This window comes from Amycolatopsis sp. NPDC033938, assembly GCF_055575975.1.
This window is the reverse complement of sequence record NZ_JBVIRO010000025.1, coordinates 10,060-35,199: the sequence shown is the minus strand read 5'-3', so window position 1 is coordinate 35,199 and position 25,140 is coordinate 10,060. Positions and strand designations below refer to the sequence as shown.

26 protein-coding genes are annotated in these 25,140 nt (G+C 66.6%); 12 read left to right on the top strand and 14 right to left on the bottom strand.

Annotated elements, in window-relative coordinates:
• Positions 1–9 precede the first annotated feature (9 nt).
• The gene (locus tag ACZ5ZX_RS37705; protein WP_465506770.1) at positions 10–486 is read right to left on the bottom strand and encodes a tyrosine-type recombinase/integrase; all 477 of its coding nucleotides are present in this window, start codon (positions 484–486) and stop codon (positions 10–12) included.
• A 4-nt stretch (positions 487–490) separates the two neighbouring features.
• A complete protein-coding gene (locus tag ACZ5ZX_RS37700; protein WP_465506769.1) occupies positions 491–736 on the bottom strand; it encodes a hypothetical protein in 246 nt (81 codons plus the stop codon).
• Positions 737–978: 242 nt separating this feature from the next.
• Here ACZ5ZX_RS37700 and ACZ5ZX_RS37695 point away from each other — a divergent pair, with 242 nt between their 5' ends.
• Both ACZ5ZX_RS37695 and ACZ5ZX_RS37690 read left to right on the top strand, forming a co-directional pair.
• Positions 979–1,722, top strand: coding sequence for a DUF5919 domain-containing protein (locus tag ACZ5ZX_RS37695; protein WP_465506768.1), 744 nt, complete (start codon positions 979–981; stop codon positions 1,720–1,722).
• Between the two features lie 10 nt (positions 1,723–1,732).
• Entirely contained in the window at positions 1,733–2,203 is a 471-nt protein-coding gene (locus tag ACZ5ZX_RS37690; protein ID WP_465506767.1) for an NUDIX hydrolase, read from the top strand.
• Here the strand turns inward: ACZ5ZX_RS37690 and ACZ5ZX_RS37685 are convergent.
• A complete protein-coding gene (locus ACZ5ZX_RS37685; protein ID WP_465506766.1) occupies positions 2,200–4,656 on the bottom strand; it encodes a hypothetical protein in 2,457 nt (818 codons plus the stop codon). The genes ACZ5ZX_RS37690 and ACZ5ZX_RS37685 overlap by 4 nt on opposite strands.
• Positions 4,657–4,711: 55 nt before the next feature.
• On the opposite strand from ACZ5ZX_RS37685, the gene ACZ5ZX_RS37680 reads away from it, so the two are divergent.
• Positions 4,712–4,894 carry a hypothetical protein gene (locus ACZ5ZX_RS37680; RefSeq protein WP_465506765.1) on the top strand — a complete coding sequence of 61 codons (183 nt, stop codon included), beginning with the start codon at positions 4,712–4,714 and terminating at the stop codon, positions 4,892–4,894.
• A gap of 510 nt (positions 4,895–5,404) precedes the next feature.
• Here ACZ5ZX_RS37680 and ACZ5ZX_RS37675 read toward each other — a convergent pair.
• The 4 genes from ACZ5ZX_RS37675 to ACZ5ZX_RS37660 all read right to left on the bottom strand — a co-directional run bounded on the left by ACZ5ZX_RS37675 (position 5,405) and on the right by ACZ5ZX_RS37660 (position 8,420).
• A complete protein-coding gene (locus ACZ5ZX_RS37675) occupies positions 5,405–5,779 on the bottom strand; it encodes a PH domain-containing protein (protein WP_465506764.1) in 375 nt (124 codons plus the stop codon).
• Between the two features lie 52 nt (positions 5,780–5,831).
• Positions 5,832–6,128 carry a hypothetical protein gene (locus tag ACZ5ZX_RS37670; protein ID WP_465506763.1) on the bottom strand — a complete coding sequence of 99 codons (297 nt, stop codon included), beginning with the start codon at positions 6,126–6,128 and terminating at the stop codon, positions 5,832–5,834.
• 76 nt (positions 6,129–6,204) lie between these two features.
• Positions 6,205–7,290: a winged helix DNA-binding domain-containing protein gene (locus ACZ5ZX_RS37665; protein ID WP_465506762.1), complete on the bottom strand. Its 1,086-nt coding sequence runs from the start codon at positions 7,288–7,290 to the stop codon at positions 6,205–6,207.
• Positions 7,290–8,420 carry an epoxide hydrolase family protein gene (locus tag ACZ5ZX_RS37660; RefSeq protein WP_465506761.1) on the bottom strand — a complete coding sequence of 377 codons (1,131 nt, stop codon included), beginning with the start codon at positions 8,418–8,420 and terminating at the stop codon, positions 7,290–7,292. The genes ACZ5ZX_RS37665 and ACZ5ZX_RS37660 overlap by 1 nt, the downstream gene beginning before the upstream one ends.
• A 63-nt stretch (positions 8,421–8,483) precedes the next feature.
• Between ACZ5ZX_RS37660 and ACZ5ZX_RS37655 the strand changes: the two genes are divergently transcribed.
• On the top strand, positions 8,484–9,437 hold the full coding sequence (locus tag ACZ5ZX_RS37655) for a helix-turn-helix transcriptional regulator (RefSeq protein ID WP_465506760.1): 954 nt from the start codon (positions 8,484–8,486) through the stop codon (positions 9,435–9,437).
• Here ACZ5ZX_RS37655 and ACZ5ZX_RS37650 read toward each other — a convergent pair.
• Positions 9,415–9,876 (bottom strand): GNAT family N-acetyltransferase, encoded by a 462-nt coding sequence (locus ACZ5ZX_RS37650; RefSeq protein ID WP_465506759.1) that lies wholly within the window; start codon positions 9,874–9,876, stop codon positions 9,415–9,417. The two genes, ACZ5ZX_RS37655 and ACZ5ZX_RS37650, sit on opposite strands and share 23 nt — an antisense overlap.
• 99 nt (positions 9,877–9,975) lie before the next feature.
• On the opposite strand from ACZ5ZX_RS37650, the gene ACZ5ZX_RS37645 reads away from it, so the two are divergent.
• Entirely contained in the window at positions 9,976–10,887 is a 912-nt protein-coding gene (locus tag ACZ5ZX_RS37645) for an NADP-dependent oxidoreductase (RefSeq protein WP_465506758.1), read from the top strand.
• Between the two features lie 50 nt (positions 10,888–10,937).
• Here the strand turns inward: ACZ5ZX_RS37645 and ACZ5ZX_RS37640 are convergent, their stop codons facing one another.
• Positions 10,938–11,564, bottom strand: coding sequence for a winged helix-turn-helix transcriptional regulator (locus ACZ5ZX_RS37640; RefSeq protein WP_465506757.1), 627 nt, complete (start codon positions 11,562–11,564; stop codon positions 10,938–10,940).
• Positions 11,565–11,638: 74 nt separating this feature from the next.
• On the opposite strand from ACZ5ZX_RS37640, the gene ACZ5ZX_RS37635 reads away from it, so the two are divergent.
• The 3 genes from ACZ5ZX_RS37635 to ACZ5ZX_RS37625 all read left to right on the top strand — a co-directional run bounded on the left by ACZ5ZX_RS37635 (position 11,639) and on the right by ACZ5ZX_RS37625 (position 15,797).
• Complete coding sequence (locus tag ACZ5ZX_RS37635; RefSeq protein WP_465506756.1) at positions 11,639–12,529, top strand: alpha/beta fold hydrolase; 891 nt, start codon at positions 11,639–11,641, stop codon at positions 12,527–12,529.
• A 288-nt stretch (positions 12,530–12,817) separates the two neighbouring features.
• A complete protein-coding gene (locus ACZ5ZX_RS37630; RefSeq protein WP_465506755.1) occupies positions 12,818–14,713 on the top strand; it encodes a S8 family peptidase in 1,896 nt (631 codons plus the stop codon).
• A 343-nt stretch (positions 14,714–15,056) separates the two neighbouring features.
• On the top strand, positions 15,057–15,797 hold the full coding sequence (locus ACZ5ZX_RS37625; protein WP_465506754.1) for an SDR family oxidoreductase: 741 nt from the start codon (positions 15,057–15,059) through the stop codon (positions 15,795–15,797).
• Here ACZ5ZX_RS37625 and ACZ5ZX_RS37620 read toward each other — a convergent pair.
• The gene (locus tag ACZ5ZX_RS37620) at positions 15,794–16,828 is read right to left on the bottom strand and encodes an SDR family oxidoreductase (RefSeq protein WP_465506830.1); all 1,035 of its coding nucleotides are present in this window, start codon (positions 16,826–16,828) and stop codon (positions 15,794–15,796) included. The two genes, ACZ5ZX_RS37625 and ACZ5ZX_RS37620, sit on opposite strands and share 4 nt — an antisense overlap.
• A gap of 71 nt (positions 16,829–16,899) precedes the next feature.
• Between ACZ5ZX_RS37620 and ACZ5ZX_RS37615 the strand changes: the two genes are divergently transcribed.
• The gene (locus ACZ5ZX_RS37615) at positions 16,900–17,799 is read left to right on the top strand and encodes a LysR family transcriptional regulator (RefSeq protein ID WP_465506753.1); all 900 of its coding nucleotides are present in this window, start codon (positions 16,900–16,902) and stop codon (positions 17,797–17,799) included.
• Here the strand turns inward: ACZ5ZX_RS37615 and ACZ5ZX_RS37610 are convergent.
• Complete coding sequence (locus tag ACZ5ZX_RS37610) at positions 17,779–19,224, bottom strand: peptide ABC transporter substrate-binding protein (protein WP_465506752.1); 1,446 nt, start codon at positions 19,222–19,224, stop codon at positions 17,779–17,781. The two genes, ACZ5ZX_RS37615 and ACZ5ZX_RS37610, sit on opposite strands and share 21 nt — an antisense overlap.
• A 100-nt stretch (positions 19,225–19,324) precedes the next feature.
• Here ACZ5ZX_RS37610 and ACZ5ZX_RS37605 point away from each other — a divergent pair, with 100 nt between their 5' ends.
• From ACZ5ZX_RS37605 to ACZ5ZX_RS37595, 3 genes are all read left to right on the top strand, one after another.
• The gene (locus ACZ5ZX_RS37605) at positions 19,325–20,662 is read left to right on the top strand and encodes an LVIVD repeat-containing protein (protein ID WP_465506829.1); all 1,338 of its coding nucleotides are present in this window, start codon (positions 19,325–19,327) and stop codon (positions 20,660–20,662) included.
• A 14-nt stretch (positions 20,663–20,676) separates the two neighbouring features.
• On the top strand, positions 20,677–21,132 hold the full coding sequence (locus tag ACZ5ZX_RS37600) for a hypothetical protein (protein WP_465506751.1): 456 nt from the start codon (positions 20,677–20,679) through the stop codon (positions 21,130–21,132).
• Positions 21,133–21,198: 66 nt separating this feature from the next.
• Positions 21,199–22,278, top strand: a complete 1,080-nt coding sequence (locus ACZ5ZX_RS37595; RefSeq protein ID WP_465506750.1) for a hypothetical protein — start codon at positions 21,199–21,201, stop codon at positions 22,276–22,278.
• Here the strand turns inward: ACZ5ZX_RS37595 and ACZ5ZX_RS37590 are convergent.
• The 3 genes from ACZ5ZX_RS37590 to ACZ5ZX_RS37580 form a co-directional block, all read right to left on the bottom strand.
• Positions 22,244–23,713: a sensor histidine kinase gene (locus ACZ5ZX_RS37590; protein ID WP_465506749.1), complete on the bottom strand. Its 1,470-nt coding sequence runs from the start codon at positions 23,711–23,713 to the stop codon at positions 22,244–22,246. The two genes, ACZ5ZX_RS37595 and ACZ5ZX_RS37590, sit on opposite strands and share 35 nt — an antisense overlap.
• Entirely contained in the window at positions 23,710–24,399 is a 690-nt protein-coding gene (locus ACZ5ZX_RS37585; RefSeq protein ID WP_465506748.1) for a winged helix-turn-helix domain-containing protein, read from the bottom strand. Before ACZ5ZX_RS37585 ends, ACZ5ZX_RS37590 begins: the two co-directional genes overlap by 4 nt.
• A 108-nt stretch (positions 24,400–24,507) precedes the next feature.
• On the bottom strand, positions 24,508–25,047 hold the full coding sequence (locus tag ACZ5ZX_RS37580; RefSeq protein ID WP_465506747.1) for a DUF4232 domain-containing protein: 540 nt from the start codon (positions 25,045–25,047) through the stop codon (positions 24,508–24,510).
• Positions 25,048–25,140: the final 93 nt, after the last annotated feature.

The window sequence follows — 25,140 nt, the reverse complement described above, 5'->3', positions numbered from 1 at the left end:
GTTGAGTACTCACGGCTCGTCAACGGTGGCATCGAAGAAGTCGTCAACGGCCTTCCGGGTCCGGGCGTGGCTACTCGGCAGGAGATGCGTGTACACCCGGAGCGTGAAGCCGGGGTCGGTGTGACCGAGGTACTGCGACAGCGCCTTGATCGACTCGCCAGCGTCGAGTAGCACCGAGGCGTAGAGGTGCCGCAGCGCGTGCACGCCGTCCGCCCTCGTTGGCTTCTCCACCCCAGCGTCCTTGAGCGCGGGGAGCCAGAAGTTCACCCGGAACCGCTCAGCTATGAGCACCTTCCCGTATCCGGTCACCATGAGCAGACGGACCGTGGTCGGTTCGTCGACCCGCTGACGCGCCGGGCGACCCGCAGCACGGTCTTCCCGCGACTGGTACTCGTTGTCCGGCGAGACCTCGCCGACCATCACGAGGCCCTGCGCGAACGCTTCGTCGAAGTCGATGGTGAAGCGGTGTCCTTTGTAGATAGCCATGTCGTTAGTTCCCTTGCTTGTCTGTGTCTGTCGGCACTTCGACGCCGTCTTTGCCCCTTGCGGCAGCCGCGTTCAGTGCGGCCTGTACCTCTGCGAGTTCTCTCCCCAGCACCGCTATCGCGTCGGAATCGACGAGCAGGACCACGGGGAACGCCTTGCCGAAACGGATCTCCGCCCGGTTGGCGTAGGTAAGCGCCCGGACGCGGATCGGCAGGTCTGCCGTGACGTGGATCTGGACCGTGTCACGCATCGCGCGCTCAGATCGCGAACCGGCGAGCTGTCCACGATCCCGAGCCGCGCGCGGACGCTGCCCGACCGGCGGTTGGAGTCGTCATGCCTGCCTCCCTCTTGGTGTCGAGGTGCTGGGGCGAGTCCCCGGCAACCTGACACCTAATCTCCGCCAAAACGCGGGACGTGATCACCATCTGGCGGGACATCTAGGGACGTCCCTGGTACGGTCGAAGACGTCCCTAAAAGTCCCTAGGAGGGCGGATGCCGAACGAACGCCTGCGGGACGCCCTGCTGCGCAACGGCCTCACGCTGGAACAAGTCGCCGACGCCACCGGTGTCGATCAGAAGACCGTGGAACGGTGGATCACCAAGGGGCGGACGCCGTACCCGAAGCACCGGCACAAAATCGCCGCGATGGCGCGCGAGTCCGAAATCTACCTGTGGCCGGACTCGGTGGCCCCGGAGCGCAAGGCCGAGACGGCCGCCGCCGAGGTCGTGCGCGTGTTCCCGCACCGCAACGCCATCCCTGTCGAACTGTGGGACCGGCTGATCAAGGAGGCGTCGGACACCGTTGAGGTCCTGGTCCACGCCGCGCTGTTCCTGGTGGAGCGCCCGCGGTTCATCAAGGACCTGACAGCAAAAGCCCAGGCCGGGGCGAAGATTCGGCTGATTTTCGGAGATCCCGAAGGGGAGAGCGTCGCTCTACGCGGCGACGAGGAGCAGCTAGGCGACGGGACGCTTGCCGCGCGCATCCGCAACGCGCTGGCGTTCTACCGGCCGCTGATCGGGGTAGACGGGGTGGAGATGCGCTTCCACAACACCACGCTCTACAACTCGATCTTCCGCTTCGACGACGAGATGATCATCAACACGCACGTCTACGGCTTCCAGGGAGCGCACGCCCCCTCCCTGCACCTCCGCCGGCTATCCGCCGGGGACCTCTTCGAGACCTACTCGGAGAGCTTCGAAGCCGTCTGGAACCTCGCCAAGCCCGCCACCTTCTAGGAGGCCACCCATGGCACGCGTCGACTACTACAACGACCCGAACGCCCCCAAGGCGAACAGCATCGCGGTAGCGGTGTCCGCGTTCATCCAGGACGACGAAGGCCGGATTCTCATGATTCGGCGCACCGATAATGACCTGTACTCGATCCCTGGTGGGCAGCTCGAACTCGGCGAGACCCTGTCGCAGGCCGCCGTGCGGGAGGTACGCGAAGAGACCGGGATTGAGTGCGAGGTGACTGGGGTCATCGGGCTGTACTCGAACCCCAACCACGTCATCGCTTACGACGACGGCGAAGTGCGGCAAGAATTTTCTATCTGCTTCAGGGCCGATTCTATCGGGGGCACAGCGCGGACTAGCGATGAGAGTAAGGAAGTTTGCTGGGTTTCGGCAGAAATGGTCGCTGAAATGAACGTCCATCCTTCGATCAAAATGCGAGTCGAACACGGCCTCGGAGAATTGCAGAATCCCTACTTTTCTTAGTTTTGTGTCCCGTTGTATTGAGATTGACCATCTCGGCGGGCCGCTGCTCTTTCAAGCGCTTCCCATACGTTGGTGATATCTTGCCTGGCTGCCGATGAAATCGACTCCCAGTCGAGGCCAGTCTCTAGTTCTCCAAAGCTCTCGTATTGCTCGTCAAGATAAGTTAGAAAGTCGTCTGCTCGGTCGAGTCGTTCTTGGATCGTACGTGCGTCAGAAAGCTTCGGGCGCATTTCGTCCGAGAGGATCGGTGTGTCTACCACCACGGCGTCATAGTAGACGAATAGTCGGGATAGTCTGTGTAGCAAGTAAGCGCCATTCTGGGTGATCCTAAAGCGTTCAGTTCTGTCGTCAGACTTGCTTTCTTCCGCTGTGACGTCAATAATCCCGGTCTCTGTGCCGCGAGATAGTGCTATATCTATCTCGTCGGGTCGAAGGCCAAGGGATTGGCAGTGATCGTATATGCGTGAAGAAGGGATGAATCCAAGCTCGGCGGATGAATGCTGAGCTTGTCGTTCTAGGAAGTTCATGATGACTGGAAGGCAGAAATGTTCTCGCGGACTGCGTGAGGATATGTCAAATATATTCGCAATGGGCGAGGAGCTTGGATCATAGTGTACCGTCCCGCCATAAAGAATTGCGCGCAGGAATTCATGCAACGGGACAGTGTAGGAGCCACTTCTGCGGTAGATGTCAAGGATCTTCCGTGTGTCTACGTGTCCGCTGCCGACAAAAGATGTAAGAAGGTTGAGGGCTTCTCGTACGTTCCCTTGGCTGACATTGTCCAGGCATTCACTCAGTTGGTGGTTGAAAGAAAGTGAAGTGATTAGGACGTCGATGTAATCTCGCAGTAGCGAGCTATCGAGAGTTATACCCTCTGCTCCCAGTGAGAATCTTCCGGCATTTATGACCTGTTGTGCGAACTTCAGTCGCCTCGTTACAACTTGATCGATGCGTGGTGGAGATATTGTAAATACACGCGGCTGGTATGCCGCTAGAGAGCCTGTCTTTCGCGACGAGTTGAAGGTGTCAGGCCGGAGGCTGATAAAGGTTGTAAGATTCCAGGTTTCCGATAACCCCTGGGCGATTAAGTATACCGCGTCTTGAAATTCGGCATCCCTTTGGTCAATGTTGTCAAAGAAGACGACGGCGTTGCGTTTTTGGGAAGCTCGGAGATGATCAAATGACGCTTTAAGATGGCTTTCTAGTTTCTCGGTTAAGTTGGCGAGAAGTGACAGCTCTTGTTCTAGGTACTTCGCAGGGTCAACATCTTTGAGTTGTCCGTATATTCCCTTGGAGAACCTGTTCAGTTCGCCATTGTACACTGCGCGAACAAATTCATTAGAATGAAGATCGATGTTATAGTTTTCCAGTAACTGCTTGGCGAAGTTCTCGCTGACAAATGTCTCTAGGTCTCTGCGGAGTGCAGGTTGAGAACCAAAATCAACATATAGAACTATTGAGCGCTCAAGCTCTTCCTTTGCGTCTATTCGAACTAGACGTCGTACGAATGTTGTCTTGCCGACGCCAACGTCTCCCAGGAGTACCACGGGGCGTCGACTTACGCCTTTTGAGATGACAGCTTCGAATAGGTCAGGCGAGATTCCTTCCTTGCTGGTTACTGACGCAACTTTTCCTTGGTTCTTCGACAGTTCGTGGTATCTACTCTTTAGAATCTCTTTGCTGACCAAGGCGTACTGTGAAAGGGCGCCGCTAGTGCAGTAGCACTCTCGAAGAAAGTCTTCCTCAAGCTCTTTGGCCTTAACAATGTCCTGCAGGAAAAGTTCGCCGAGGATGTCCAGTTCAATCTCGATCTCGTTGCGCGATTTTAGACCTGGATATTGAAATAAACGCTGAGAGAGCTTTTCGGGAGGAAGTGGGCGCGACTCTTTGGTTAAGAGTTCCTTTAGTGAGCCAGAGGTAATGCCCTCGGGACTTAGCCAGTTCCAGAGGTCGATGAACTTTTCTTCCATCTCGCGAAGGCTGCGAAATACGATGGCTCTACCACTTAGGGGTGCTGTGCCATCTGTTCGACTTCCGATAAACGCTACAAGCTGGTGGCCGTTAGTGACTGCGCCCAGTTCGACGCCTCTAGTTGAACAGTAGGAAGCGGCCTGTTTGACTGCTGCACTTAGATTAGGGTTTCCTCGGAGGAGGCTTGCAAGTCTGACGATCTGAGGGCCGGAGGATAAGGGAACGGAAAAGTAGACTCCCTCCTTCTTTGCTTCAACTATTAGTCTAGTCCCGGGGTTGCCTAGTGAGTAGTCGGTATAGGTGCCGTCTAATGGTTCCTCAAGGACGCAGTCTTGCTTCTGCCAGCCAAGGGCATCGAATAGAATTCGATCAATTATGTGAAACCGCGTTGTAGCTTCGTTTCTGTCGACGGTCGTATTCTCCTGCTCGACGGCAAGTTCGCTCATCGCGACAGCGCCCTGGTCGAAGTCGGTTTGGGGCATCGAAAGTCCTTCAATGGTCTGCGTTGAGTTGAGGGCGGTTGCCGAATTTGGCTCTATGGGATCAAGGCGCGCCGCCGTCGGCGGCGCGCTGGTCACCTTGCGTCCGCGTCTCGCCTGCGGGCGCACCTTGCCCGACACGGCGGGCTGCCGCTCCGCTCCGCCCACCGGCCGGGCGGTGCGCCCGCTGAAGCCGTGGACAGGTGTCGCCGTCGCCAGCGGCGCGCAGGTACGCCAATGAGCACGTCGGCCTCCTCGCTGAGACATTCGTGCCACCGATGTCGCAGACGGACCAACGGCTGTTACGCGGAGCCACTGCCCCGATGCCAGATCGTCACAACGGCCGTCACGCCGCGTCAAGGCGGGAAAGCGTGCCTTGACCCGACGCGACGGCCGCGTGGATGGCTTCGTATCGGGGAGATGGGGGAGTAGTGGGCGAGCGCCAGGCCGTCTCCAGGCCGTCAGACGTCGGGCAGGGGTGAGAACACGAGAGAAGTGTCCAGCCCTATCCGCGCAGGTCAGCGACCACTCAAGCGATCATGCCCACGTCAGCGAAACCCCGGCATCAAAAGATCAACATGTAACGACTCGGCTGGGGAAGATTCCGGACGTCCAACGTCCGGAATCTTCCCCACTCGGCTGCGTCCCGGACGCAGACGACCTCGTGACGATGCAGGAATCGCTGAACGTCCGGATTCCTACATCATCACGCCCGGGACCAGTCGCAAGTAGTCAAGCTAACCGCGGAGCTCTAGAGCGTGTGCGTGGCGATCAGCTGCCCGATAGCCCGGATGTCCGACGAGCCCCGGAACTCCAGCCGCACGTTTCCCAGGCCGCTGAACCACAGGTCCAGTTCGGCATCCATGTCGAAGGTTCCGGCGGTCTCGATGGAGAACGCCTGGATCTTGCTGTACGGCAGCGAAGTGAAGTCCTTCTTCTTGCCTGTCATGCCCTGGACGTTCACCGCGATGAGCCGCTTGTTCGTGAACACGACGAAGTCCCGCATCGCCTTGAACGAGGACAGGATCTGCTCGCCCGGGATGATGATCGGCTGCACCGTCGGCGCGATGTCCCCCGGTTTACACGGCGTGAGCTTGAAGACGGTGTCCTTGGAGAAGTCAATCATGCTCTCCACAGTACGGACTTCCGCGTGACGGCGACGAGTCCATAAAGGACGATCAGTTGACGCCTTCCATGGCCGCCTTCGCGACGTCGCTGCCTCTCTCCGCCTCACCGGCGACCTTTACCAGCGCCGCCGTCGCCTGGTCCCGGCTCTCCTCGGCCTTCACGCGTCCCGCCGACGCGGCGTTCACGCCGAAGAAGGCGCCCACCACCGTGCCGATCACCGTTCCCGCCGCGGTGATCACCGCCGTGACGTCCGACGTGTTCGGGTATCGCATGACCGCCGCCACCGCGATGACCGCGAGTGCGCTCAGTCCCGCGAGCACCGTCATGAATCCGTAGTTCTTGCCCATCGCCCGCTCCCTTCAGGCTCCTTGCGTCACTGCTTCGCCCGAACGGCGCCCGTCGTTACGGCAAAAGGCCGGACCGTTACCCGCCGATGCCGAAACGTAGGTCGTGGCTCTGCCCAGGCACTACGAATTCCAGCAACCGGATGCCCTCTTCGGCTATCGGATCCTTATCCCGCAACGGTTTCCGTGATTCGATCGTCAATGTTGCCCCTTTGATCGCCCAAATGGCCAGGAATTCACCGTCGACGAGCAGTGTGCCCCGGCGGCCGCCGTTACCGGGCGGCAGCGGTACTCGGCGGCCGTCCGGGATCACGCGCGCGCGGTCGGCGTGGGAGAGCAGGACGTTGTCGTATTCGGGCAGGAACCGCGGGGGCGCCGGGGCGTCCGGGTCGGGTCGTGGCGCGTCGGGGAGGTCGAACAGCTCTTTTCCCTCGGTGTCGGTGAAGGTCCGCAGCCGTGGCCGGAGGCGCTCGAAGACCTCCTTGAGCTTGGTGAGCCCAGACCAGACCTGCGCGTCGCGGACGGTGGCCGGGCCGAACGCGCCGAGGTAGCGCAGCACCAGATCGTCGAGCGAGATCCCGTCCGTGATCGGTTTGCCGACCCATTCGTCGAGCAGGGAGAAAGCGACCGGCCCAGACTGGCCCCACAGTCCCCGGGGTGTCACGTGCGCGAGGGGGAGGCGGCTGTTGACCGCGTAGGCGAGGGTGGCCGGATCGGCGTCAGGCCACCGCTGCGCCAGCGCGGTCCGGATCTCGGCGCGGGTGCGGGGCCGTTCGGCCAGCAGTTCCCGTCCCGCTTCGGTGATCGCGGCGAGGTCGAGGCCGGCGATCTCCCGCGAGTAATGGCCGAGGAAACCGCGTTCGATCACCGGGCTGATCGTGGGCCACAGCGCGAGGCTGTCATCGGCCGTCACCAGATGCACGGTGCCGCGCATCAGCGTCGACCGGACGACCTCGCGGGCGGCCAGCGGTTTCGCCAGTCCGTCCACCTGGAAATCCCGCAGCCGTGACCACAGGCCGACGTAGGACGAGTCGGGTGCCTGCGCCTGGAGGCCTGCCAGCCGCTCGATCGCGGTGACGGCGGGGAGATCGGCACGTTCCAGCAGGTACTGCCTGGCCAGGGTCGCGCGGTTGAGCGCACGCGGGCTCAGGATTTCCGGCCTCATCAGTGGTACCTCCGAAAGAAGGTACGAAGATCTTCAGCGAGCAGCTCGGGGACCTCCATCGCCGGAAAATGGCCACCGGTGTCGTATTCGGACCAGTGGTCCACCGGGCCGTCCTGGAGGCTCCGGATCGTGGTGTCCCCGGCGAAGACGGCGATGCCGCGAGGAGGTCCGGCGGGTGCTTCGCCGTCCCAGGCGCCTTGGGACAGCTGCCGGTAGACCTCCATGCCCTCGTACGTGGCGTGTGCCGAGGACGCGCCCGCGCCGGTGAACCAGAACAGGCTGACCGTGGCCAGGACGTGATCGCGATCGACGGCGTCGTCCGGCAGCGCCTTGGCCGGATCCGTCCATTCGGCGAACTTCTCCACGATCCACGCGAGCTGGCCGGTGGGGGAGTCGTTGAGCGAGTAGGCGAGTGTCTGCGGCCGGGTCGCCTGAAGGTGCAGGTAACCGAGGCCGTCGGACTGGAACCGGTTGAAGCGCTCGCCGCGTTCGCGGTCCTTCTCGGCGAGACCGTCCAGCTCGACGGCGGGGCCGAATGGCATGCCCGCGCTGGTGCCGGTCAGGTACACGCCCACCGTGCGGTGCGCGGCGATCATCGACAGGATGCCCGCGACCCCGGCACCGGCATCCGTCCCGTGGACGCCGAAACGCTCGTAGCCGAGGCGGTCCATCAACGTCGTCCACGCTTGCGCGACGCGGAACAGGTTGCCCCAGCCGGGGCTACCCACCGGGGTCGAGAAGCCGTAACCGGGCAGAGCCGGGATGACGAGGTGGAACTCGTCGGCCAGCAGGTCGATGACCTTCCGGAATTCGAACGGCGAACTCGGCCAGCCGTGGGTGAGGATCAGCGGCAGCGCGTCCGGCCGGGTGGAGCGGACGTGCAGGAAGTGAATGGTCTGGCCGTCGATCTCGGTGGTGAACTGCGGGATCTCGTTCAGTTCCGCCTCCTGCGCCCGCCAGTCGAAGCCGTCGGCCCAGTACTCGGCCAGTCCCTTGAGATAGGCGACCGGAACGCCTCGGCTCCAGTCGGTGGTGACTTCGCGCGGCCAGCGCGTCCGGCCCAGCCTGTCGGTGAGGTCGTCCAGTTCGGCCTGGTCGATGTCGATGCGGAAAGGCTTGATCTCGGTCATGGGGACTACGTTAAGAACAATTGCGGAAAGGTTCGTTCCGCGATCGCGGACAAGGTGGGTTTCATGGCGGAAACTTCGGCAAGGCTGCTGCGCCTCCTCTCCCTGCTGCAGGCGCGGCGCGTCTGGACGGGTCCGGAACTGGCGGACCGGCTCGACGTCACGACGCGGACCATCCGCAACGACGTCGAACGGCTGCGCGGACTGGGCTATCCGGTCGACGCCACTCCTGGCGTTTCGGGTGGCTACACCCTGGGAGCGGGCGCGGCCATGCCGCCGCTTCTGCTCGACGACGAGGAGGCCGTCGCGGTGGCGATGGGGTTGCGCACGGCCGCGGGCGGGACGATCGCGGGGATCGAGGAGACGTCGGTCCGCGCGCTGGCGAAACTCGAACAGGTGCTGCCCTCACGGCTGCGGCGCCGCGTCGAGGCGCTGAATTCCGCGACGCTCGCGGTGCAAGGCGGCGGCCCCACGGTCGACGCCGAGGTGCTCACGGTCATCGCCAACGCTTGCCGTGACCGCGAGACCCTGCGGTTCGATTACTTGGGGCACAACGGATCCGAGTCGCGACGGCAGGTCGAACCGCATCGCGTCGTGCAGATGAGCCGCCGGTGGTACCTCGTCGGCTGGGACGCCGACAGACAGGACTGGCGTACCTTCCGCGCGGATCGGATGCGACCGCGTAGCCCCAACGGACGCCGGTTCGAGCCGCGCGAACCACCCGAAGGCGGGGTGGTCGCCTATCTGCAGCGTGGCGTGGGCGCGGCGTTGTGGCGGCACCACGCGACGATCCGCCTGCACGCCCCGGCCACCGAAGCCGCGGCCAAGGTGCCGCCCGCCGTCGTGATCGAGGCCGTCGACGAGCGGACCTGTCTGCTCAAGGCCGGTGCGGACACGCTGGAGCACCTGGCGCTCTACCTCGGCCTGCTCGACACCGATTTCGAGGTCGTCGACTCACCGGAGTTCGCCGGGCAGCTGCGCAAACTGATCGACCGGTTCAGTCGCGCGGTGGACGCTTGACGTCGAAGACCAGTTCCGGGCGCTCCCAAGTGATTTTCGGTGGCTGTGGCGGTACGACACCGACGCGGCGCGCGCCCATCCGCTCATAGAACCCGGTGGCCGGTGGATGGGAGACGACGCGGATTTCGGTCATGCCGAGTTCCGCGGCCTGGCCGAGCATATGCTCGATCAGCCAAGCGCCGATGCCGGTGCCCTGTGCGGAATCGGCGACGAACAGCAGGTCCAGCTCGGCCGGATACTCGATCAAGCTGTAGAAGCCGACCACCTCCCGCTGAGCGTGGGCGACGAACGCGGGATGGGTGGCGAGGTAGTCCTCGGTGACCCGGTAGCCCTCGAGAATCGACGCGTACTCCCCTTGATAGGCGGCCGATTCCTGCATCAGCTCGGTCACTTTGCCCGCGTCGGATGCGCTTGCCCTGGAGATGCGATAGCTCGTCACGCCCGCAGCTTAGAACCTCACACCGACAACTCTTGACCTCCAGATAACTGGAGGTATCAGAGTGGGTCCGACAGCGGGGGAACGAACTGGAGGAACGAGATGAAAGCGGCCGCGTTCACGGAAGCCGGTGGCCCGGAGGTACTCCGGGTGCTGGAGCTGGAGGAGCCGCACGCCGGGACGGGCGAGGTCCGGGTGCGGGTGAAGGCGGCGGGGGTGCAGCCGTACGACGCGGCCGTGCGGGCGGGCTGGGAACCCGCGGGGTTCGAGCCGCGCTGGCCGCGGGTTCCGGGGAACGAGTTCGCCGGGATCGTCGACGAGGTCGGTTCCGGGGTCACCGGCCTGGTCACGGGCACCGAGGTGCTCGGTTTCACCGCCGTCCAGGCCTACGCCGAGTACATCGTGGTGCCCGCGGAGAACGTCACGCCGAAGCCGCCGGAGATGCCATGGGAGGTCGCGGGCGGCTTCACGGCGGGAACCCAGACGGCGTACTTGGCGCTGGACGCGCTCCGGATCACCCGTGGCGAGACGCTGCTGATCCATGGCGCGGCCGGGGCGGTGGGCGCCGCCGCCGTCCAGCTCGCCGTCCTGCGCGGGGCGAAGGTCATCGGTACGGCGAGTGAGGCGAACCAGGACTACGTCCGTTCGCTCGGCGCCGATCCGGTCGTCTACGGCGAGGGGCTCGCCGAACGAGTGCGCGCCCTCGCGCCGTCCGGGATCGACGCGGCGCTGGACGGGGCGGGCGGGGTCGCGTTCGACCTGTCGCTGGAGCTGGTCGCCGACCCGGATCGGGTGCTCACCCTCGTCGAGCACGGACGCGCGGCCGGAGCCGGCGCGCGAGTGGTCACCGGGACGCGGTCGGCCGAGCGGCTGGGGATGCTCGCGTCGCTGTACGTCAAGGGGGAATTGCGGTTCCTGGTGCGGCGGACCTACCCGTTCGGTGAGGCCGCGGCGGCGCATCGGGAGATCGAGACCGGGCACGGGCGGGGAAAGGTCGTGCTGACCTTCCCGTGACGGGGGTGCGGGCGGGGCGCGGCGGTGCGGGAGGAAGCCGTCGCGCCCCGTCAGGCGGCGAAGACGCCGCGAACGACGGACTCGTCGCCGTCGATCTCGACCGCGCCGAGGGCGCGGGCGTCGTCGAGGGTGAGTGCGCCGGCGGCGAGGGCGAGGACGTAGGCGGGATCGGCGCGGACGGTGGCGTCATGGTCGCCGCCGTCGTGCGGGCCGACTTCGAAGCCCGAGCGTGTCGCACGGAGAAGTAAGGACGGGCCGCCGATTTCCAGGCCGACCGTCGCCGATTCGCGGAGCGTGACCCGGGTGCCGAGCAAAGCGGGGACGGCGAGGGCGAGCCACTCGGGGCGGAACGAGTCGCCCTCGGGGCCGCGGGTCATCAGCGGGGCGGACCAGCGGATCAGGCTCTCGATCGGCTGACGCAGCTCGGCACCCCATCGGGTGAGGGCGTACTCGACCACGTTGCCCTCGGCCGCCAGCCGCCGCTCGACCACGCCCGACGCCTCGAGGTCGCGGAGCCGGTCCGCGAGGAGGTTGGTCGCGATGCCGGGGAGGCCGTCGAGCAGATCCCGGTAGCGGGCGGGGGCGATGAGGAGCTGGCGGACGATGAGCAGGTTCCAGCGGTCGCCGACGACTTCGAGAGACCGGGCGAGCCCGCAGTACTGGCCGTAGCTACGCATCCCTCTCCTCTGCTTGACGGTTTCAAGCGCACTTGAGAAACTCAAGTCTACCGCCAATCGAGAGGGGCCTCTCCATGGCCGATACCACCAGGAGCGCCCGGCCCGCTTGGGTCGACGACGACCTGTTCCCGTTCGAGAGCCGCTTCGTCGACATCGACGGGCACACCGTGCATTACCTCGACGAGGGGTCCGGGCCGACGCTCCTGTTCCTGCACGGCAACCCGACCTGGTCGTTCCTCTGGCGCGACGTGATCCGCGCGCTGCGCGACGACTTCCGGTGCGTCGCCCTCGACTACCCGGGTTTCGGGCTGTCGACGCCGAAGCCCGGTTACCGCTTCCTGCCCGAGGAGCACGCGGACGTGGTCACCGCGTTCGTCGACGCCCTCGGGCTCGATGGGGTCACGCTGGTCGGGCAGGACTGGGGCGGCATGATCGGCCTGGCCACCGCGCAGCGGCGCTCAGGCGTTTTCGATCGGCTGGTGCTGGCCAACACCTGGGCCTGGCCGGTCAACGGGGTATTCCACTTCGAATGGTTCGGTCGCATCATCGGCGGACCCCCGTTCCGCTTCCTGGTCCGGCGGTTCAACGTCCTCGTCACCTGGTTCATGCCCGCCGGCCACCGAAGGCGGAAGTTGACCGCGGCCGAGATGACCCACTATCGCCGGGCGCTGGACACCCCCGAGCGGCGTCAAGCCTCCGCCATGTTCCCCGGCCGGGTCCTCGCCAGCCGGGCCTTCTTCGCCGAGGTCGAGGCCGGTCTCGCCGACGTCGCTCACCTGCCGGCACTGATCGTCTGGGGTGACAGAGACATCGCCTTCCGTCCCCAGGAGCGCGAACGCCTGGAAGCGACCTTCACCGACCACAAGACGGTGGTCGTCGAGGGCGCAGGCCTCTACACGGAGTCCGACGCGCCCGAGGAGTTCGTCGCCGCGATCCGCGACTGGACGGCGGGCGAACGCGACTAATCGGCTAATTGCGGAAGTTACGCGGGGCTCGGCAAAACCTCGGCCACGGTGCGTCGAATGGTTTAAACCAAAATTTCGGTCTTTTCGGACTGAATGCGCTCCCACGATGTGGATCCCCGCTCCTTCCCGACTTTGGTCGGTGGACTCGTCACCGATAGCTCTTTAGATTCTCCCCATTACACCCGGTCAGGGGTAATTAATTCGGGCAACCGAAGAGATTCCTGCGACGGGGTGTCACGCCGTCAGCGCGCTTAGCCGGAGCGCTGGGTTGAAAACAGGGAGAATTCGATGAGCAGATTCAGCCGGGTGGTCACATGCTCGGTTCCGGTCGCGGTCGGCGCTTTGCTGCTGTCGACCGCCGTTTCCGGCGCCCAGCCGTCGGAGGAGGCACGCACGCAGGCCGGGATCACCGCACTGCAGAGCATCAAGAAGAGCCTTACCCCGGCTGAGCGCAAGCAGTCGAGCCAGCTCGTCATCGAGAAGCGTCTCCGCGCGGACAAGGGTCTGGCCGGGAAGCTGTCCGAGTACCGGACCGGGCTGGGCGTCAGCGACGCCGGCACCGTCGCGGTGGACATCAAGGGCACGGGTCAGTCCCTCGTGGACGCCGTCAAGGCGGCGGGCGGAACCGTCCGTTACGCCTCGCCCGCCGGCGCGCTCCGCGCCGACCTCCCGCTGAACGCCGTCGACGCGATCGCCGGACGCGGAGACGTCGCCGAGGTCAAGGCCGCCTCGCAGGCGATGACCTGGAACGAGTCCGCGCCGCAGAACCGCGGGCAGGTCGCCGCCAAGCAGGCCGTCGCCGCACTGCAGGTCGCCGAGGGCGACAAGGCGCACGGTGCCGACACCGCCCGCACCAAGTACGGCGTCACCGGTGCCGGCCAGAAGGTCTGCGTGCTCTCGGACGGCGTCAAATCGCTCAAGGCCTCGCAGACCGCCGGTGAACTCCCCGCCGTCGACGTTCTCGCCGGTCAGGCGGGCAGCGGTGACGAGGGCACGGCGATGCTGGAGATCATCCACGACATGGCGCCCGGCGCCGCGCTCGGTTTCGCCACCGCGTTCACCAGCGAGCAGAGCTTCGCCGACAACATCCGCGCCCTGCGCACCACCGGCAAGTGCACGATCATCGTCGACGACGTCTCCTACTTCGACGAGTCGCCGTTCCAGGACGGCCCGGTCGCGCAGGCCGTCAACGACGTCACCGCGGCGGGCGTGCTCTACTTCTCCTCCGCGGGCAACTCGGGCAACCTGACCGACGGCACCAGCGGCTACTACGAGGGTGACTTCCGCGGTTCCAGCAGCAAGATCTCCGGGATCACCGGTACCCCGCACGACTTCGACCCGAGCGGCACGACCCAGCTGTACAACGCGCTTTCGCCCGGCTCGCTCGGCCGCTACGTCACGCTCTTCTGGTCCGACCCGTGGGGCAAGGCCACCAGCGACTACGACCTGTTCATCCTGAACTCGTCCGGTTCGGTCGTCGCCTCCAGCGAAGGGTCGCAGAACGGCACCCAGAACCCGTACGAGATCGCCCAGGTCCCGGCCTCCGGCTCGGGCTACAAGGTCGCCGTCGTCAAGTACAGCGGCTCCGACCGGTTCATCGCGCTCAACGTGATCCGCGGCCGTTTCGTCGCCTCGGGTTCGCTGAAAGCCTTCAGCACCAACGGTGTCACCTCCGGTCACTCGGCGGCGGTCAACGCCTTCAGCGTCGCGGCGACCCCGGCCGCCGGTGCCTTCGGCCGTGCGCTCGAGACCGGTGACCCGGCGAACCCGGCCGGTCCGTACCCGGGCCTGTTCACCAGCGCCAGCAAGTGGGAACGGTTCACTTCGGACGGTCTGCGTCACCAGTTCTACAACCCGGACGGTTCGGTGATCACCCCCGGCAACGTGTCCTCCACCGGTGGTGCGACGCGGAACAAGCCGGACATCACCGCGGCGGACGGCGTGGCGACCTCGGTGAGCGGCTTCCAGCCGTTCTTCGGGACCTCCGCCGCGGCGCCGAGTGCCGCCGCCATCGCCGCGCTGCTGCTGCAGGGCAAGCCGACCGCGACCCCGGCGCAGATCCGCTCGGCGCTGACGTCGACCGCGATCGACCTCGGCGCCCCGGGTTACGACCCGGTCACCGGGGCCGGGGTGATCATGGCGGGCCCGGCTCTGGCCGCGCTGGGCGTCGCTCCGAAGCAGTAACCCTTTATCGCGCGTGAAGGCCCCCTTCCCTCGGCTCAGCCGAGGGAAGGGGGCCTTCACGCGCTAAGTGGGGCTTCATTGAGGGTGAGGCGAGCGTGCCGTGATTGCGGGCGGCCCGTTCGCCGGGGTGGCGGGCAGAGCGAAAGCGGCCGCCGGCGCACAGGTCTTGATCAAGGTGTGAGAATCGGACGCATCGACCCTCGGCGGATCCCGTATGAACGGTTTTCTCGGCGTTATTCCTCGCGCCGGAGGAAATCCCTTCGCGGGCGGCCAGCTAGGCTGACCGGACGCGGCTGACAATCCCCGCACCGGATCGGTCCGGCGCGGTCGGCGAGGAGGTTCGATGGGCAACGGCAAGACCGCGGTCGTCACCGGGGCGGGCTCCGGGCTCGGCCGGGAGATCTCCCGCGCGTTGCTCGGCGCGGGTTACCGGGTCGCCCTCGCCGGGCGTCGCGCGGACGCGCTGGCCGAAACCGCGGGCGGCGACGCGAACGCGCTCGCCGTGCCCACCGATGTCGCCGATCCCGATTCCGTCGCCGCCCTGTTCGAGTCGGTCCGCGCCGAGTGGGGGCGGCTGGACCTCCTGGTGAACAACGCGGGCGTGTCGGTGGGCGGGACTGTCGACGAACTGTCCTTCGCGGACTGGAAACGTGCCGTCGACACCAACCTGACCGGTATGTTCCTGTGCGCGCAGCAGGCGGTACGGCTGATGAAGGCGCAGGACCCGCGCGGCGGCCGGATCGTGAACAACGGCTCGATCTCCGCGTACGCCCCGCGTCCCGCGAGCGTCGCCTACACGGCGACGAAACACGCGATCACCGGGCTGACGAAGTCGATCTCCCTCGACGGCCGGGCCTGGAATGTCGCTTGTGGACAGATCGACATCGGCAACGCCGCCACCGAGATGACCCTGCGGATGGCCGACGGTATCCCGCAGGCCGACGGCAGCGTCAAGGCCGAACCGACCTTCGACGCCCGGCACGTCGCGGACGCCGTGCTGTACATGGCCGGGCTGCCGCTGGACGCGAACGTCCAGTTCCTGACCATCACGGCGACCACGATGCCCTACATCGGGCGAGGCTAGGGGATCACCTTCGCCTTCCGGAACTCGTCGAACAGCCGGAAGAACATCGCCGACGTCTCCGCGTATTCGTGGAAGCCGGCGCGCCGGGCCTTCGAACCGTCCGCGAACATGTCGTAGTCCCAGCCGAACACGAAGTCGGCGAACGCCCACGACGACGAGACGGCGCTGTACGGCACCTCCAGGCCGTACTTCTCGGCGATCGACGTCCAGAGTTCTTCCTTGTCCGCCATGACGACGTCCAGCGACATCGGCAGCGGCGGCGCCACCTCCAGGTCGAAGTAGCGAGCGATTCGCGGCCAGAGGTCGCTCCACCGGAACAGATCGCCGTTCGCGATGTTGAACGCCTCGTTCTCCAAGCCGGTGGCCCAGACGGTGGCCTTCGCCAGCAGTCCGGCGTCGGTCATCTCCAGCAGGCTGTCGTAGGCGCCGGGTTTGCCGGGGAAGCGCAGCGGCAGCCCGAGCTCCTTCGAGATCGACGCGTAGACGGCGATGGCCAGCGCGAGGTTCATTGGGTTGCCGAGCGCGGTGCCGCCGACCACCGACGGCCGGATCGCCGACCACGTCCAGGCTTTCCCCTCCTGACGTCGCTCCAAAAAGGACTGCTGGTCCACGTTGAACTCGGGCGGCATATGCCCGGCGTCGTCCTCGCGCGCCGGTGTCTTGAACGGGCCGAGGTGGGCGCCGTATACCTTGTAGCCCTGCATGAGGCTGATGTGGCGGAGCCCGGGCGCGGTGGGCTCGATCGCGTCGACGAGGTTGGTCAGCATCGCCAGGTTCGGCGCGACCAGTTCGGCCCAGGTCGGTTTGTCGACATAAGCCGCGTAGAACACGTGCGTGACGTCGTCCAGGCCGCTCAGCTTCGCGCGGGTGTCGCCGGCGTCGAGCAGATCGACGGCGATCTGACCGGGGCCGCCACGTCGTGACAGGCCGATGACTCGCCAGCCGGGCTGATTCTCCAGATGTTCGATCAGGTTCTTGCCGATGACCCCGTTGGCCCCGGCGACCAGGGCGACCTTGCGTTCTTCGTGCATGTCACCGAGCCTGGCCCGCTCACGGCGATAAGTCCAAGGCATAGAAGTCACCACTCCGATAAACTCTCTGCATGACCAGTTTGCGGCAGCTCGAGTACCTGGTGACCGTCGTCGACACCGGTTCCTTCACGCGAGCGGCGGAGTTGCTGCACGTGACGCAGCCCGCCCTGTCGCATCAGGTGCGGGCGCTGGAAAAGGGCGTCGGCGGCCCGCTGCTCGAACGTCTGCCGCGCAGTGTCCGGCTCACCCCGATGGGACGCGCCATGTTGCCCCACGCCCGTGCCACCCTCGCCGACGCCGAACGCGCGCGGTGCGCGGCCCGCCAGGCGTCCGGGCTGGAGGCTGGCGAACTGCAGATCGCCACGGTGTACTCGGTCGGTCTCGGGGTGCTGCCGCCGGCGTTGCGGGTGTGGCGCAGGGAGCGGCCGGACATCGACGTCACGCTGGTGGAGTTCCGGCACGCGGACGAACTGCGCGACGCGATGGCGGCGGGGGAGGCCGACGTCGCGGTCGGCCCGGTCCCGCCGGGCTGGGACGGCCCGGTGCGCGAACTCGGCACCGAGGAGTTCGTCGTCGTCCTGCCCATCGACGGTCCGCGCGAGGACGACGGCACCGGCGTCGTCGACCTCGCGACCCTCGCCGACTGCGCTTGGGTCCATTACGCGCCGGGCAACGGCCTCGCGGACCTTGTCGACCAGGCCTGCGCCGCGGCGGGATTCCAGCCGAGGGCGGCGGTCCGGACCGAGCAGACCGCGGCCGCGCCGGTCCTCGCGGCCGCCGGTCTCGGCCCGGCGCTGGTCCCCGCCAACGTGCTGCCCGAAGGCTTCCCCGGCCGCGTCCTCCGGCCCGAGCCGTCGATCCGCCGCACGCTCGCCGCCTACTGCCGGAGCACGCCCGATCCGCTGACCTCGGCCTTCATCGACGTCGTGGCGGGGGAGTGCACCCTCGGGTCAGCGCACGGAAGCCGCTGACAGGTCCACACTCCCGAACGGCGTCGCCTTCACGTCGCCGACCCGCTCGGCCCAGACGGCGTGCCCGTGCCCGGACCACAGCGGAGCGACCGGCAGATCGCGCAGCAACTGGTTCTCCACCAGCCGGTAGACCTCACCGCTGTCGCCCGCTTCGGTCTCCTCGGCCGATTTCAGCAGGTCGGCGAATCCGTCGCTCTGATAGCCGGTGGCCTTCACGATCTCGCTCAAGACCTCTTGCGGACTCGGTGTCATGAGGTTCAGGTCGAGCGCGAACGGTCCCTTGCCGGGATCCGAGGCGATCGGCACGCCGAGCGCGGCGCCCACCTGTTCGGCCAGCGGGCGCAGCCAGTTCGCCCCCGTCTGTCCGAAGTGGACAGCCGGACCGGTGGGGAACTCCGCCTGGGTCAGCAGGGATTTACCGGCCCCGGCGTCGAAGGTGCAGGGGCGGCAGGTGCTGCTGCGCTCGCCGGGGGCGACAGCGGGCGGCAAGAGCGACTTCGCCGGGTCCACCTGCTTGCCGAGGACGCCCGCCTCCAACGTGGCGCGGTCGATTCCAAGCGCGAAGCCGTGCCGGACCGTGGCGTCGGAGAAATGTTGCGCCGTCAAAGGAAAACCGAGGTAGGAGACACTGGGCAGCGCCCACATCACGTGCCGCTGCGCGAAATCGGCGTGCATGGCCTCGTGCCGGTCACCGGGAACCACGGTGGCGAGATCGAGTTTCCCGGCCTTGACCTCGTCGTACTGTGCCGCCGCGTCCCCGGTCTTCAGTTCGACCACGCGAGCCTTGCCCGGCGCGTCCGCGACCCGGACCAGTTTGCCGCCCGACGGCTGCCAGTCCCCGTCCAGGCGGAACGGTCCGTTGCCGACCGGGTGCAGTGCGAACCCCGCCCAATCCCGCGAAGCCAGCGCCGAAGCGGGCAGCGGGACCAGTGCGGGCGAGGAGAGCAGCGCCGGCACCTGTCCGGACGGCCGGTCGAGGACGAGCCGGATGGTCAGCGGGTCCGGCGCGGTGATCTCCTTGGCCCGCAAGAGATCTTTCACCACCCGCGACGCCTGCCAGTTCTCCTTGCCGACGGCCGCCCAGGTGTCCACATAGGACTGAGCGGTGACCGGGGTGCCGTCGTGGAACTTCCCGCCGTCCTTGAGCTTGACCGTCCACGTGGTCCGGTCGGTGCTGGTGACCGATTCCGCCGCCCGCGGCGTCATTTTTCCCGTCGCGGGGTCGTAATCGCCCAGCGGCGTCCACAGCGCGCCCGTGACGAGCCGTCCGGATTGGTCGCGGACGTCGGCGGGCAGCAAGGTCGCCGGGGTGGCCAGCCCGACGCGAAGAACGTCCGGTGCGGGCGGTTCGCCGGATTCCGTGCAGCCCGCCGCGACCAGGGCGGCGGCGAGGAGCGGGGCCAGAAGACGCAAGCGCATGGTCATGTCATAGCAGTCCCGCACCGACCAACGGCGGTTGTGCGGGCAAAGTGGTGGTCATAGGGTGCGGAGACCAGCCTGGGAGGAATCTGTGCGCGGAAACTGGTTGCTTCGTTCATGCCTGGCGATCGCCACGGTCACCACGACCCTGATCGCCACCGGCCTGCCCGCCGCCGCCTGCGGCGAGGAGGACAAGCCGTCGAGTGAGAAGGTCCGGGTCTCGGGCGAGCCCGGCGCGGTGAAGAACGTCAAGGCCGTCGGCAACCTGCCCGACGCGCAAGGCGCCATCGCCATGGGCTTCCTGCAGTACGGACACCGCGACGTCATGGCGGTCTCCGGCGAGTTCGGCCTGAAGGTCTACGACCTCACGAAGAACCCCACGGCGCCGAAGCTGATCGGCGAGGTCAGCCTGCCCGGTCTGTGGGAGACCGAGGACACCGAGGTCGACGCCGAACGCAAGCTCGTCTTCCTCGCGCGCGACCCGCGCGCTTACGGCGGCACTACCCAGACCGGTGAATCCGGGATCTACATCATCGATCTGAAGAACCCGGACAAACCGGCCATCCTGAGCTACACCAAGGTGCCTGCCGGGCATACGACCAGCTGTGTCGACAACTGCCGGTACCTCTGGACCGGCGGCCCGGCGAAGGCCGCGAACCAGCCCGCCGACTGGGGTGGCCGCCCGATCTGGGTGACCGACATCCGCGATCCGCGCAACCCCAAGACCTTCCCGAACCCGATCGAACTCGCGCGCAACGACGGCAAGACCGACTACGTGCACGACGTCCAGGTCGACGACGAGGGAGTGGCGTGGGTTTCCGGTCGCGGCGGTGTCCGCGGTTACTGGACCAACGGCTATCACCGCGATCCCGTGCAGGGGAAGGTCCGCCGCGCGACCGCGTTCGACCCGGTCCCCTATGCCGGTGGCGGGATCGAGGAGACGGCGGCGCCGTCGAAGTTCATGCACAACAGCTTCCACCCGGCCGGGCACCGCTCGGCCGACGGTGCCGACTCGAGCCGCTGGCACGGCCGCGACCTTATCTACGCCACCGAGGAGAGCTTCCTCGACGGCTGTGCCGGTGACGGCGTGCTGACGATCTCGTCGCTGCAGAACTCCTACAACGGCGAGGGCTGGCGTTCGACGCCGGAGAAGCCGTTCCGTCTCAAGTCCGTCGGCACCTGGAGCGTCGCCGGGCAGGAAGGCAGCGACCCGACGACGGGTGACTGCTCCGCGCACTACTTCGACGTTCGCGGCAAGGTCCTCGTGCAGTCGTTCTACACGCAGGGCACGCGGTTCCTCGACGTCAGCGACCCGACCGACCCGAAGCAGATCGCCTACTTCCGCCCGGCGGACGCCAGCGCGTGGGCGCCCTACTGGCACAAGGGTTACGTCTATGTCGCCGACAACACTCGCGGAATCGACATCCTGAAGCTCACCGCCTGAGCCAAGATGTCCCCATGCGCACCATGGGGAAAATACTGGGGAGCACGGCCGCGGTCGTCCTGATCGCGGCCTGTACTCCGCCTCCGCCCGAAGCACCGCCCGAAGCACCGCCCGTGTCCACCGATCCGGCGCCGGTCGCCGAGACCTTCCCGGAAGTCGGCGAGATCGCCGAGGCCTCTTGGGTCGAGGAGAAGATGGGCGCCCCCGAGGGCCGGTTCGCGGCGCCCGGGCCCAGCGACTTCCGGCTCACCGCACTGGTGAAGCTCGGTCCCGAAGCCGTCCCGAAGGTACTGAGCAGCTACAAATGCTCGCAGGTGGGGCAGTTGCCGAAGACGCCGGAACGACTGAAACCGCTCATCCCCGCCAAGGTTTCCTGGCTCTCCTGCGACCTGCCCAGGACCACCAGATCCAGGACCGTCTACGTGGTACCCGGTTCCGCGGAGGCCGTCTTGATCGCTCAGACCATGTGACAAAGCCGTGCGGAACCGGTGATCCACGGTCACCGGGGCCGCATGATCCGTTTCTAGCTTGACGTCATGACCACCTTGCTCGAACGGCCCCCGGTCGTCGTGGCCGTTCCGGAGAAGACCCCGCGGCGGAGTATCACGGCCCTGTTCGTGATCGCCGTCCTCGTCGCGGGGTACACCGGGCTCCGGATGCCGGGGGAGTGGGCGGCGACGCTGCAGTCGGTGTCGCTGATCGACGGATTCCACCGGCGCTTCCTCGTCGGCACGCTGCTGTACCCGTTCGGCCATGACTACGCGGTCTTAGCGGTCGCGAGTTTCGCGATCCTCGGCGCAGTGCTCACGGTCGTGACGATCGCGTTCTTCCGCTGCCACACCGAGAGCCGGCGGCTGGTGATCGTCGGCTGGCTCCTGATCCCGGCGGGCGGGTACCTCTTCCACGAGGTCGGCTACTTCGACCAGGCGCTGTATCTCCTGTTGTTCGGGGCGTTGTGGGCGCTGCACCGGAACCGGGCGGCGCTCGCGAGCGCGGTGATGGCGCTTTCGCTGACCACACACGAAATCGCGCTGCTCACCGTCTTGCCGGTGTTCGGCTTCGCGGTGTTCCGGAAGTACTCGTTCGGCCGCGCGTGCGCGGTACTCACCCCACCCGCGTCGCTCGGCTTGCTGATCCTCGCGCTGCCACCCGCCGCGCCCGGCGCGGTCGAAAGGCTCCGGCAGTCACTGTCCACAGCGGACTTCGCGTACCGCGCTGACGCACTCGAGTTGTTCGAGCGCACGCAGGCCCAGAGCTGGCAGCTGTACTCGATCACGAACGTGTTCCTCTACCTGGTGCCGATCGCGGTCGTGGTGCTCGGTGGTTTCCTGCTCCTGCACCGGCCTTCGCTCGGGGCCGCCCTGCCCGCGGCCGCGATCGCCGCACCGGTGCTGCTCGCGTTCGGCGGCTGGGACGACGCACGCTGGGGCTTCCTGCTGGTGAGCAATTTCGCGATCGTGCTGTGGCTGTGGCTCGGCGATCGGGAACTGAAGCCGCCTCAGCTCGGTGCCCTGGCCGCGATCCTGTTGATCCTCACGCATGTCCCGATGCCGTATTTCGACGGCTACGCGCCCCGCGGCCTCACGCTGGTGACTCCCGTGGAAGCCGCACGGTGAAGACGGCGCCGTGATCGTTGCCGACGGTGATGTCGCCGCCGTGGACCCGCGCGTTCTCCCGCGCGATGGACAGCCCCAGCCCGCTGCCTTCGGTCGCCTGACGGGCGTGATCACCCCGGATGAACCGGTCGAACAGGATCGGGAGCAGATCCTCGGGAACTCCCGGACCGGAGTCGGCGACCCGGATCGTCACGCTGTCGATGCTGCCGTCCAGCGCCACCGTGATCGGGGTACGGCCGTGCCGGGCGGCGTTCGCCAGCAGGTTGCACACGATGGTGTGGACGCGGCGCGGATCGGCGATGACGGTGGTGTCACCGGTGCTCGTGACCTCGACGGCCGTCTCGGGCACGCTGGTCTCGATCGCGTCCTCGACCAGCGCGGGAAGATCGACCGGCTCGGGACGGAAGTCCGCGGAACCGGCGTCGAACCGGGAAATCTCCATCAGGTCTTCGACGAGCTTCGCCAGCCGCCGGGCCTGCGCGCCGAGCAGCGCGGTCGCGCGGGTCCGGGTCTCGGGGGTGGCGCTGTCGAGGCTGTCGACCGTGGCGACCATCGAGGCGAGCGGCGTCCGCAGATCGTGGGCGACGTCGGCGACGAACCGTTGCTGCTGGCGGTCCTTGGCGCGTAGTTCCCCGATGGCCTCGCTGACCCGGTGCGCCATGGTGTTGAACGACCTGGCGAGGTCGGCGAGTTCGTCGCGGCCCTTCACCGGGACACGCACGTCGAAAGCGCCGCCGCCCAGGTCCCGGGCGGCGGACGCGACCCGCAGGACCGGCCGCCGGATCCGGCCGGCCGCGAAGACGGCGGCCGCCACGCCGAGTGCGGTGACGCCGAGCGCGATGTACACCAGCTTCCACCGCTGGGCCGCCAGGTCCTGCTCGAACAGGGTGAGGTCGAAGAACTGCACGACCCAATACGCGACGAAGTTCGCGCTCACCACGAGGAGCTTGCGGCCACTCGCCGGATCGACGGTGATCGCCGACAGTAGCTTTCCCGGACCTGAGGTCCGCAGAAGGACCACGTCCTTCACGCTTTCCAGCGCGGCACGCCGGTCAGGTGGGTTCGCGTTCCTGGCGCCGGTCGTCCAGTCGAAGCTTTTCGACGAGGACTTGACGACTTCGGGAGGTCCTTCGGGCGCTTTGAAGTCGTCGTTGGTCAACTGGGGATAGCTCGTGACCAGCATCCAGTCCGCCGCTGCCGTGTCCATCCCCTGCGAGAAGAGCTCCAAGGCGGCGGGGTTGCCCGCCATGAACTGTTCGAGGTGGGGCCAGGCCTGCCCGAACATCGCCCCGAACGAGGTCTTGGCCGCGGCGGTGAACCGGTCGAGCGCGTCGTCCCCCTGGATCTTGGCCGCGGAGAAGGCCATGACGGCCGTCGCCGTGGTGGTCACCACCACGACCGCCGCGGTCACCCGGGCGCGGAGTCCGAACCTCATTCGACCACCAGCCGATAACCGAGTCCGCGTACCGTCTTCAGCACCACGGGATTCGCCGGATCGTCCTCGATCTTCGCGCGCAGCCGCGCGACAGCCGCGTCGACGATCCGCGAGTCACCGACGTAGCCGTAGTCCCACACCCGTTTCAGCAGCGACTGCCTGCTCAGCACCTGGTTCGGATGCTCGGCGAACTCCACGAGCAGCCGGATCTCGGTCGCGGTGAGCGCCAGTTCGACGCCGTCGCGGGTCACGCTCATCGCGGCGGCGTCGATCTCCAGGCGTCCCGCCCGCAGCCGCCCCTCCGCGAACCCGGAAGCGGTGACGGCACGACGGCCGATCGCCTTGATCCGCGCGTCGATCACCCTGGGTTCGGCGGGTTTGACCACGTAGTCGTCGGCGCCGCATTCCAGCCCGGCGACGATGTCGATCGGGTCGCCGCGCGCGGTCAGCAGCACCAGCGGCAGCCTGCTTCGCGCACGGATCCGGCGGCAGACCTCGAAGCCGTCCATCCCGGGCAGCATGACGTCGAGCAGCACGAAGTCCAGGTCGAGCCGGTCGGTGAACAGCGCCTCCAGCGCCCGCTCCCCGGTCGGTGCGACGACGACGTCGTGCCCGAGCGTCTTCAGCGCCAGCGTGAGCGCTTCTGCCAGGGCTTCGTCGTCTTCGACGAGCAGGATGCGCGGCATGGAGGTCCCCTCAAGATCGAGTTCGTCACCGATCGTAAGGGCGTCCGTGGACACTTCCGGGTGGTTCGTGCGGAACCGTGGCAGTCCCGTGCGGTCTCGTCACAAAGGTCAGTTCTTGAGCTTCGGGTTCCAGGCGGTCAGCGTGAGCTTGCCGGTGGTGCCGAGGTCGGTGTCGACGGCGATCCGCTGCTCCGGGTCGCCCTTCGCGGCCGCGACGGTCACGTACGCGCCCGCTTCCGGTGAACCCACCGTGACGGTGTTCGACCACGAGACGACCGACAGCAGCGTGCCGCCGGGCTGAATCGTCTGCGGTGCCACGCCCGGGTCGATCGCCATATACGACGAGCCGTGCTCGACCTGGACGTTCATCGGCTGCTTTTCCTTGTCCAGCAAGCGGACTTCGGGATAGCCGGTGAGCGTGCGCGGTGCGGTGCCGCAGTTGGTGAGGGTGAGCACGAACGCGCGGTGGCCCAGCGCCGCGTCGACCGGTCCGGACTTCACCGTGACACCGGTGTCGAGACAGCCCGCCGGTTCCACCGTGCCGGGCTCCGGCGTGTACACCGTCGGCGGGACAGGCGGTGGTGGTGGCGACGTGCAGCCCGCCACCATGAGCAGCATTCCGCCCAGCAACCCCAGTTTCCCCAGCACCGCCGAACCCTATCGAAGTCCAGTGTCGTGAGTGGGGGTTGGGGGGTTTAACCGCAGAGGCACACACCACCACCAGTTGCCAACCGACACCAG

Bases quoted from the DNA above. Each gene is read 5' to 3' on its own strand.
- ACZ5ZX_RS37705 (WP_465506770.1), bottom strand. From the start codon at position 486: ATGGCTATCTACAAAGGACACCGCTTCACCATCGACTTCGACGAAGCG.
- ACZ5ZX_RS37700 (WP_465506769.1), bottom strand. From the start codon at position 736: ATGCGTGACACGGTCCAGATCCACGTCACGGCAGACCTGCCGATCCGC.
- ACZ5ZX_RS37695 (WP_465506768.1), top strand. From the start codon at position 979: ATGCCGAACGAACGCCTGCGGGACGCCCTGCTGCGCAACGGCCTCACG.
- ACZ5ZX_RS37690 (WP_465506767.1), top strand. From the start codon at position 1,733: ATGGCACGCGTCGACTACTACAACGACCCGAACGCCCCCAAGGCGAAC.
- ACZ5ZX_RS37685 (WP_465506766.1), bottom strand. From the start codon at position 4,656: ATGCCCCAAACCGACTTCGACCAGGGCGCTGTCGCGATGAGCGAACTT.
- ACZ5ZX_RS37680 (WP_465506765.1), top strand. From the start codon at position 4,712: ATGGGATCAAGGCGCGCCGCCGTCGGCGGCGCGCTGGTCACCTTGCGT.
- ACZ5ZX_RS37675 (WP_465506764.1), bottom strand. From the start codon at position 5,779: ATGATTGACTTCTCCAAGGACACCGTCTTCAAGCTCACGCCGTGTAAA.
- ACZ5ZX_RS37670 (WP_465506763.1), bottom strand. From the start codon at position 6,128: ATGGGCAAGAACTACGGATTCATGACGGTGCTCGCGGGACTGAGCGCA.
- ACZ5ZX_RS37665 (WP_465506762.1), bottom strand. From the start codon at position 7,290: ATGAGGCCGGAAATCCTGAGCCCGCGTGCGCTCAACCGCGCGACCCTG.
- ACZ5ZX_RS37660 (WP_465506761.1), bottom strand. From the start codon at position 8,420: ATGACCGAGATCAAGCCTTTCCGCATCGACATCGACCAGGCCGAACTG.
- ACZ5ZX_RS37655 (WP_465506760.1), top strand. From the start codon at position 8,484: ATGGCGGAAACTTCGGCAAGGCTGCTGCGCCTCCTCTCCCTGCTGCAG.
- ACZ5ZX_RS37645 (WP_465506758.1), top strand. From the start codon at position 9,976: ATGAAAGCGGCCGCGTTCACGGAAGCCGGTGGCCCGGAGGTACTCCGG.
- ACZ5ZX_RS37640 (WP_465506757.1), bottom strand. From the start codon at position 11,564: ATGCGTAGCTACGGCCAGTACTGCGGGCTCGCCCGGTCTCTCGAAGTC.
- ACZ5ZX_RS37635 (WP_465506756.1), top strand. From the start codon at position 11,639: ATGGCCGATACCACCAGGAGCGCCCGGCCCGCTTGGGTCGACGACGAC.
- ACZ5ZX_RS37630 (WP_465506755.1), top strand. From the start codon at position 12,818: ATGAGCAGATTCAGCCGGGTGGTCACATGCTCGGTTCCGGTCGCGGTC.
- ACZ5ZX_RS37625 (WP_465506754.1), top strand. From the start codon at position 15,057: ATGGGCAACGGCAAGACCGCGGTCGTCACCGGGGCGGGCTCCGGGCTC.
- ACZ5ZX_RS37620 (WP_465506830.1), bottom strand. From the start codon at position 16,828: ATGCACGAAGAACGCAAGGTCGCCCTGGTCGCCGGGGCCAACGGGGTC.
- ACZ5ZX_RS37615 (WP_465506753.1), top strand. From the start codon at position 16,900: ATGACCAGTTTGCGGCAGCTCGAGTACCTGGTGACCGTCGTCGACACC.
- ACZ5ZX_RS37610 (WP_465506752.1), bottom strand. From the start codon at position 19,224: ATGACCATGCGCTTGCGTCTTCTGGCCCCGCTCCTCGCCGCCGCCCTG.
- ACZ5ZX_RS37600 (WP_465506751.1), top strand. From the start codon at position 20,677: ATGCGCACCATGGGGAAAATACTGGGGAGCACGGCCGCGGTCGTCCTG.
- ACZ5ZX_RS37595 (WP_465506750.1), top strand. From the start codon at position 21,199: ATGACCACCTTGCTCGAACGGCCCCCGGTCGTCGTGGCCGTTCCGGAG.
- ACZ5ZX_RS37590 (WP_465506749.1), bottom strand. From the start codon at position 23,713: ATGAGGTTCGGACTCCGCGCCCGGGTGACCGCGGCGGTCGTGGTGGTG.
- ACZ5ZX_RS37585 (WP_465506748.1), bottom strand. From the start codon at position 24,399: ATGCCGCGCATCCTGCTCGTCGAAGACGACGAAGCCCTGGCAGAAGCG.